The organism is Cupriavidus sp. KB_39 (assembly GCF_052114485.1).
GTDB lineage: Bacteria > Pseudomonadota > Gammaproteobacteria > Burkholderiales > Burkholderiaceae > Cupriavidus.
Map to the genome: position 1 here is coordinate 116,785 of NZ_JBFREV010000015.1, position 7,543 is coordinate 124,327.

The 7,543-nt window shown below is 67.0% G+C and carries 6 protein-coding genes; 3 read left to right on the top strand and 3 right to left on the bottom strand.

Going from position 1 to position 7,543, the window contains the following annotated elements; translation table 11 throughout:
- The first annotated feature begins 146 nt into the window (after positions 1-146).
- Positions 147-872, top strand: coding sequence for an NADPH-dependent F420 reductase (locus AB4Z27_RS13910; protein WP_441644637.1), 726 nt, complete (start codon positions 147-149; stop codon positions 870-872).
- A gap of 41 nt (positions 873-913) precedes the next feature.
- On the opposite strand, the gene AB4Z27_RS13915 is transcribed toward AB4Z27_RS13910, so the two are convergent.
- The gene (locus AB4Z27_RS13915) at positions 914-1,303 is read right to left on the bottom strand and encodes a GNAT family N-acetyltransferase (RefSeq protein ID WP_092294295.1); all 390 of its coding nucleotides are present in this window, start codon (positions 1,301-1,303) and stop codon (positions 914-916) included.
- 223 nt (positions 1,304-1,526) lie between these two features.
- Between AB4Z27_RS13915 and AB4Z27_RS13920 the strand changes: the two genes are divergently transcribed.
- Positions 1,527-3,017, top strand: coding sequence for an AMP nucleosidase (locus AB4Z27_RS13920; RefSeq protein WP_092294397.1), 1,491 nt, complete (start codon positions 1,527-1,529; stop codon positions 3,015-3,017).
- A gap of 47 nt (positions 3,018-3,064) precedes the next feature.
- On the opposite strand, the gene AB4Z27_RS13925 is transcribed toward AB4Z27_RS13920, so the two are convergent.
- Together AB4Z27_RS13925 and leuA are read right to left on the bottom strand one after the other, a co-directional pair.
- Positions 3,065-3,709, bottom strand: coding sequence for an OmpW/AlkL family protein (locus AB4Z27_RS13925; protein WP_092294399.1), 645 nt, complete (start codon positions 3,707-3,709; stop codon positions 3,065-3,067).
- Positions 3,710-4,031: 322 nt separating this feature from the next.
- The gene (gene leuA / locus AB4Z27_RS13930) at positions 4,032-5,726 is read right to left on the bottom strand and encodes a 2-isopropylmalate synthase (RefSeq protein WP_441593778.1); all 1,695 of its coding nucleotides are present in this window, start codon (positions 5,724-5,726) and stop codon (positions 4,032-4,034) included.
- 459 nt (positions 5,727-6,185) lie between these two features.
- Here leuA and AB4Z27_RS13935 point away from each other — a divergent pair.
- Positions 6,186-7,543, top strand: a 1,358-nt coding sequence (locus tag AB4Z27_RS13935; protein ID WP_441644638.1) for a hypothetical protein, incomplete at its 3' end; no start/stop codon positions are given.

Genomic DNA, 7,543 nt, shown 5'->3' on the forward strand with positions numbered 1-7,543 from the left:
CCCCTGTTCGTTGTTGTAATCGATAAGTGCCGAAGACGGCACGTGGTCGCGCGTCAGTCTAGGCAGCGGCGATGACACTCCCATGACAGCGCCGGTGGCGTGGATTTCGCCTAGAGTGGCTAGATCGGAACTGCTGGAGCGAGGCCATGGGGCACGAATCGACACACATGCACCGGGGCCGGCGCAGGGTGCTGRGGGCGATGGGGCTTGTRGTCGTGGCGGGCGCGCTGCCGGCCATGGCGCAGACGCCAGCCAAATCGAAGATCGGCGTGATCGGCTCGGGGCGCATCGGCGGCACCGTGGGCGGCCTGTTCGTGAAGGCTGGGCACCCCGTGATGTTCTCCTCGCGTCACCCGGAGTCCCTGAAGAGCCTGACCGATTCGCTCGGCCCGCTGGCACAGGCCGGCACGGTGGCGCAGGCGSTGGCCTTTGCCGATGTGCTGCTACTGGCCGTGCCCTACGGCGCCGTGCCCGAGGTGGGCCAGCAGAACAAATGGCAGGGCAAGATCGTGCTCGATGCCACCAATGCGGTCTCGCCGCGCGACGGGGCGATCGTGGAGGAGGTGAAAGCCAATGGCATCGGCGCCACCACGGCCAAGTACCTGGCCGGCGCGCGGATCGTGCGCGTGTTCAACTTCACGGGCGCGGCGGAGTTTGCCCGCGAGAGCCATCGCCAGGGCGCGCTGATGGCGGTACCGATGGCTGGCGACGACGCGGCTGCGCTAGCCGTGGCCGCGCAACTGGTGCGTGAGGYGGGGTTCGAACCGGTGGTGGTAGGCGGCCTGTCGACGGCGGACCGCTTCGCGCCGGGTGGCAAGCTGTTCCGCCAGATGGGCTCGGCGGACGCTTTCCGGCGCGCGATGGCGGAGTAACAGTGGTGGAGTAACAGCGGCGGAGTAACAGCGCCGGAAAATCAGCGCCGCCGCCACTCCATGGCGACCATCGACGGCGCAAAGCCGAGTTGGCCGAAGAAGGCGGCTTCCGAGGAGCGTGCCGCGCGCAACACCCAGACGATGTCGGGATCGTTGCCCATGACCTGGCGCACCAGCGCCCGGCCGATGCCGCGCCGGCGATGCTGCGGCGCCACGGCCACCATCGAGATGTAGCCGTTGGCGATGTCGTCGCAGAGGGCGCGGGCGAAGCCGATCACCTCGCCCTTCTCCACGGCCACGGCTACGCGTTGGGAATTGGCGATCAGTTGCGCGAAGCGTTCCGCATTGCCGACCTGTTGCTCCCAACCGTTGGCGGCCAACAGACGCCTGGCCGCCTCGATCTCTGCGGGCAACGGGTTACGGATTTCCATCGACGGCTCCTCCTGCCAGATACCATGTCGCGTGCCACACCCCCAACCAAAGTGGGGAGCGCAGCGGCGTTTGCGCCACGAAGCTGCGATGTGCGGCGCGAATGGCGACAGAGTGTAGCGAAGCGGATATGGATGCGTCAAACAATGCACGGTGCAAAGCGCACAAGCGTTCGTATTCCCACGCAACGCCATCGATTGCCGCCACGGCGCGATGCCGCGCGGTATGATGGTCGCCATGAACGCCTCGATCTTCTCTTCCGCCCATCCGGCCGATCAGTTGGCCGAGTTCTCTGACGCGGACAGCGCGCTGGCGCGCATTCGCGAGATCTACGACGGCTCGGTCGCCGCCGTGCGCGCGCGCTTCGACGCCTTCGCGCAGGGCAAGCCCCTCCCATCGGCGGCGCACGCGTGCTACCCGTACCTCGGCATCTCGGTCAACCTCGAAACCATGGTGACCGACAGCCGCCCTTCGTGGGGTACGGTCGCCTACCCCGGCGTGTACGGCACCACGGTCACGCGACCGGACCTGCTGTGCGACTACTACCGCGACCAGATCGAGCGCCTGATGCGCTATCACCGCGTGCCGGTGGTCGTCGGCCTGTCGCGCCGGCCGATCCCGCTGCCGTTCGTCATCGAAGCTTCGACCACCGACATCAGCTACACCCAGGCGCGCGAGCTGGAGGCGTCGTTCGTGCTGCCCGAGCTGAGCCGCATCGACGACTCCATCGCCAATGGCACCTACGAGCCCACGCCCGGCGAAGCCTGGCCGCTCTCGCTGTTCTCGGCGGAGCGCGTGGACCTGGCCCTGCAGCGGCTCTACCACTACACCGGCACGGCGCCGCACCACTTCCAGCGTTTTGTCCTGTTCACGAACTATCAGCGTTATGTCGATGAGTTCGTCGCGCTGGGCCGCTCGCTGATGTCTGGGGATGGCGGCGACGGCTACGTGCGCTTCATCGAACCGGGGGACGTGACCCAGAACCTCGGCGAAAGCGAACCCGACGACGCCACCCGCCCGCGCGCGCTGCCGCAGATGCCGGCCTACCACCTTGTGCGCGAGGACAAGCTCGGCGTCACGCTGGTCAATATCGGCGTCGGGCCGTCGAACGCGAAGACGATGACCGATCACCTCGCCGTGCTGCGTCCGCATTGCTGGCTGATGGTGGGTCACTGCGGCGGCCTGCGCCGCTCGCAGCAGCTTGGCGACTACGTGCTGGCGCACGCCTATGTGCGGGACGACCACGTGCTCGACCACGACCTGCCGCCATGGGTGCCGGTGCCGCCGATCGCCGAGATCCAGGTGGCGCTGCAGGARGCCGTCGCCCGCATCACCGGCCTGTCCGGCAACGAGATGAAGACGCGCATGCGGACCGGGACGGTGGTGTCCACCGATGACCGCAACTGGGAGTTGAAGTCGAAATCGCTCTATGCGCGCTTYAACCAGTCCCGCGCGATTGCCATCGACATGGAAAGTGCGACGGTCGCCGCCAATGGCTTCCGGCTGCGCGTGCCCTACGGCACGCTGCTATGCGTGTCCGACAAGCCCTTGCATGGGGAGTTGAAGCTGCGCGGCATGGCCAATACCTTCTATCGGCAGCGCGTGAGCCAGCATATGACGATCGGCCTCGAGGCGATCCGTATCCTGCGGGAGAACGGCGTGGAAGAACTCCACTCGCGGAAGTTGCGCAGCTTCGACGAGCCGGCCTTCCGCTGAGCATTGCCCCCCGCTCCGGGCGGAGCGGGGCGTCCGACATCAACACATCAGAACCGGTAACCCACCCCGGCGCTGAACAGCCACGGATCGAGCTTGACCGTGGATACCTTCACACCGCCCGCATACACGTTGCTGGAGATCCAGACCTTCTTGGCGTCCACGTTCAGGAACCAGTTCTTGGTGAGCTTGTAGTCCATGCCGATCTGCAGGGCAGGCCCCACGCTCCAGCGGTCCAGGTTCAGCGTGTTGCCCGCGATGTCCGCGCCGTAGACGCGCGTCGCGTTCACGCCCGCGCCGATGTACGGCCGGAACGTGCCGTTCGGGATGAAGTGGTACTGGAGCAGCAGGCTGGGCGGCAGGTGCTTGAACGTGCCGATCTTCTGGCCATCGAGCGAGACGTCCTGCTTCTGCGGAATCGTCAGCACCAGTTCGGCAGCGATGTGCGGCACGATGAAATACGTGATGTCGACTTCCGGAATCCACTTGTTGTTGACGTGGATGCGGTCCGACGCGCCCACGCCGCCCACCGGATCGGACTTGTTGGACATGTCGAGGAAGGTGCCGCGCATGCGCACCATCCAGTTGCCCTGGGCTTCCTCGGCAGCCATGGCCGGGGCCGCGAACGCGGCGGAGGCCGCCAGCGCGGCCAGGGTGGAGCAGAGTGTCTTGCGAGTGAGAGAGATGTTGGTCATGTTGGTATGCACAGGCGAGGAATAACTGTGCGACCAGTGTGGCCTTTGCCTCTCATCCCCACCTTGACCCAGCGCAAGCCGCGCGGCCTCGCGTGGCGGCCGCGCGACAGCCGATGATTCCGGGCGTGCGCCCGCTCCCTTCTATTTACATGCGGATTTATTCGTGGCGCCCGCGCGATGCGGCCCGTACGCTGTGCGCACGTGGTGAATGCATCGCGCATGTCGTGGGCGTCCGCAAGGACGTCTTTCCGGGTGTGCCCCGTGGGGGCGGGGCACACCGGTTTTCTCCACGGCGGCGGGACTCAATCCGCCGTAATCCGCCTCAGGCCGCCTGTGCTTCCTGGCTGGCGCGCCCGATGTGCCGGTTCACGCCGCACACCACCGCGCGCAGGGACGCCGTGACGATGTTCGCATCCACGCCCGCGCCGAAGCCCGTCGGCGAATCGCCGACGCGCACTTCCACATAGCAGGCCGCACGCGCATCGGCGCCGGCGGTCAGCGCATGTTCGTGATAGTCCATCACCCGCACCGGCAGGCCCAGGCCGCGCACGAAGGCGTCGACCACGGCGTCGATCGGGCCATTGCCCGCGCCGCGCGCCCGCACCGGCTGGCCATCGCGTACCAGTTCCACCTCGATCTCCACGCTGGCGTCGCTGGCCTCGCTCGTCGACACCATGCGATGCGAGACATAGCGCAGCGGCGCGTCCACGTCGAGGTACTCACGGCGGAACAGCGCGTAGAGGTCGTCGGCGCTCGCTTCCAGGCCCGTTTCGTCGGTCATCGCCTGCACCGCGCGGCTGAATTCGATCTGCAGGCGGCGCGGCATGAAGATGCCATGCGCCTGTTCGAGCAGGTAGGCCATGCCGCCCTTGCCGGACTGGCTGTTCACGCGGATCACGGCGTCGTAGCTGCGGCCGAGGTCGGCCGGGTCGATCGGCAGGTAGGGCACTTCCCAGATCGCGTCCGGCTTCTGCTGGGCGAAGCCCTTGCGGATGGCGTCCTGGTGCGAGCCGGAAAACGCCGTGAAGACGAGATCGCCGACGTATGGATGGCGCGGATGCACGGGCAGCTGGTTGCAGTGCTCCACGCACTGGCGCACCTCGTCGATATCCGAGAAATCGAGTTCCGGGGCCACGCCCTGGGTGTAGAGGTTCAGCGCCAGCGTGACGAGGTCGACGTTGCCGGTACGCTCGCCGTTGCCGAACAGGCAGCCTTCCACGCGGTCCGCGCCGGCCATCACGGCCAGCTCGGCGGCGGCCACGGCGGTGCCGCGGTCATTGTGCGGATGGACGGACAGCGCGATATGCTCGCGCCGCGCCAGATGGCGATGCATCCATTCCACCTGGTCCGCGAACACGTTAGGCGTGCTGCATTCCACGGTGGTCGGCAGGTTCAGCACCATCGGGCGGGTGGCGGACGGCTCCCATACAGCCGATACCGCATCGGAAACCTCAAGCGAGAAATCGAGTTCGGCCAGGCTGAAGGTCTCGGGCGAATACTCGTAGGTCCAGGCCGTTTCCGGCATCGCATCGGTCAGTTCGCGGATCAGGCGCGTGCCACTCACGGCGACCTCGCGGATTTCCTCGCGCGAGGCATTGAAGACGATGCGGCGCCACGCCGGCGCGATCGGGTTGTACAGGTGGATGGTGGCCTGGCGCGCGCCACGTACCGACTCCACGGTGCGCCGGATCAGGTCCTCGCGCGACTGGGTCAGCACCACGATGTTCACGTCGGCGGGAATCCGGTCTTCTTCGATCAGCATGCGGACGAAGTCGAAATCGGTCTGCGAGGCCGACGGGAAGGCCACCTCGATCTCCTTCAGCCCCACCTTCACCAACTGCTCGAAGAAGCGCAGCTTGCGCGCGGGGTTCATCGGCTCGATCAGGGCCTGGTTGCCGTCGCGCAGGTCGGTGCTCATCCAGCGCGGGGCGCGCGTGATCTGGCGCGACGGCCAGGTGCGGTCAGGCAGGTTGACGGTGGTGGCGGGGCGGTACTTGGCGGCGGGATTGCGCAACATGGGTGTTCTCCTTCCTCGCGGGAAGATGCGACAGGCAAAAATCAAAAATTCGGGGAAAAAACGGGAAAACGGTGGCGATAGACGGCTGCCGAACTGCCACGGGGCGCTAGGCCCGGCAACCGGTCGTTAGGTCTAGTAGTAGCGAGGAGGGGGATGCGGCCAGGCCGCCGCGCGACAGCCGGCCAGCCCGCGCCACGCACGCGCGCACGGCGGCATCGATGCGCGGGGCATCAACGGCGTGGCGGAGGAGGAGGGCGGAGGCGTGCATCGTGCGCGAAAGGGTTAAGCCGCCAGCGTAGTCGAAATCCGCACTTGGCGTCAACCGCTTGCCGTAGACCGGGGATGACCTCATCCCGATATGTGGGGTGGCGCTCAGTCCTCTGGCCAGTACATCGCCTGGCGGATCGCGCCTAGTCTCGTAGCACGGGAACGGGACATTACAACAGAAGGGGACAAACCATGACGACACGTCGATGGATATCCTGGCTCGCCTGCGCGGCGACCGTGGCGCTGATGGCAGCCTGCGGCGGCGGCGGCGGGTCCAGCGGGGGAGGTACCTCGCCGACGGGCAGCGCCGGCAATGGCGGGAGCGGTGGCAACGGCGGCAATGGCGGGAATGGCGCGACGGCTGCCAAGTCGTACACCGTGGTGATGAGCCAGACCTCCGGCCAGGTCTCCGTCGGCAGCTCGATTTCGCTGACTGCGTCAGTGGTGGACAACAACGGCAACGACGTCACCGGCAACACCAGCTTCGTCTGGACCTCTTCGAACAGTTCCGTAGCGGCCGTGGGCAATGGCACGGTGCCGGGCAGCGGCGTGGTGACCGGCGTCGGTACCGGCACCGCCACGATCAGCCTGCTGGCCACCGTCACCGGCGCCAGCAACGCCACCACGGCGTTGCCGCAGGTCTCGGCCGTCATCACGGTGGTGGCGCCCGGCACGCGTACCTACAGCCTTGCGCTGCCTTATCCGGTGTTGTCGATGACTGACGGCCAGGTGCTGCCCGTCACGGCGTCCCTGATCGACAGTGATGGCGCGGACCGCTCCACGGCCGGCAGCGGCTGGAACTGGAGCAGCAGCACGGCGGCCGTGCAGGTCACCGGCGCGATCAACTTAGGCATGCTGCGCGGCGTGAATGCGTCCGACACGGTGGCCCAGTCGGTGGTCTCGGTCTCGGTCACGGCGCCAGACAACTCCGTGCTGACAGGCGCGTTCCTGGTGTCGGTGGTCAAGACGGGCGTGGCGAGCTTCCGGCTGGTGCTGTCGCAGAACGGCGCCCAGATCAATGCGCTGAACGTGCTGAACGGCTATCCGCAGGTCTATGCGTCGAAGGTGGTGCGTAATGACGAGAGCGATGTCACACCGGACTTCAACGGSCTYTGGACCTTCACCACGACCTCGCCGTCGCTAGCCGTGCTGCCGGATGGCGCCACGCGCCTGACCACGGTCAGTACAAGCCGGCCGAATGGCGCGTCACCGCTGCAAAGCGTGCTCGCCGAGTTCGCCAGCAGCCTGTCGCTAACCGCGACGCCGCGCGCCAACCTGCTCGTCACCGAGCAGCCGACCTGGGCGCTGGTCTACAACGGTCCGCAGCCGCTGGTGGTGCCGCCGGGTATCGGGGCGACGATCGCGGTGCATCTGCTCCATCGCGGCATCGACGAAGGCATCTCGCCGTGCTTTGGCAGCTGGGCGTGGTCTACTGCCAGCAGCAACATCATCCTGAACCAGGTGGTGATCGCGCCGAACTCGGCATCGATCACGCCGCTCGCCAACGGGCCGTTCACGGTGACCGCGCGCTGCACGGCCGGACCCGAGGC

What these genes read in the sequence shown, in the direction of transcription:
- leuA (WP_441593778.1), bottom strand. Translation starts at nt 5,726, where the DNA reads ATGTTGCGCAATCCCGCCGCCAAGTACCGCCCCGCCACCACCGTCAAC.
- AB4Z27_RS13915 (WP_092294295.1), bottom strand. Translation starts at nt 1,303, where the DNA reads ATGGAAATCCGTAACCCGTTGCCCGCAGAGATCGAGGCGGCCAGGCGT.
- AB4Z27_RS13925 (WP_092294399.1), bottom strand. Translation starts at nt 3,709, where the DNA reads ATGACCAACATCTCTCTCACTCGCAAGACACTCTGCTCCACCCTGGCC.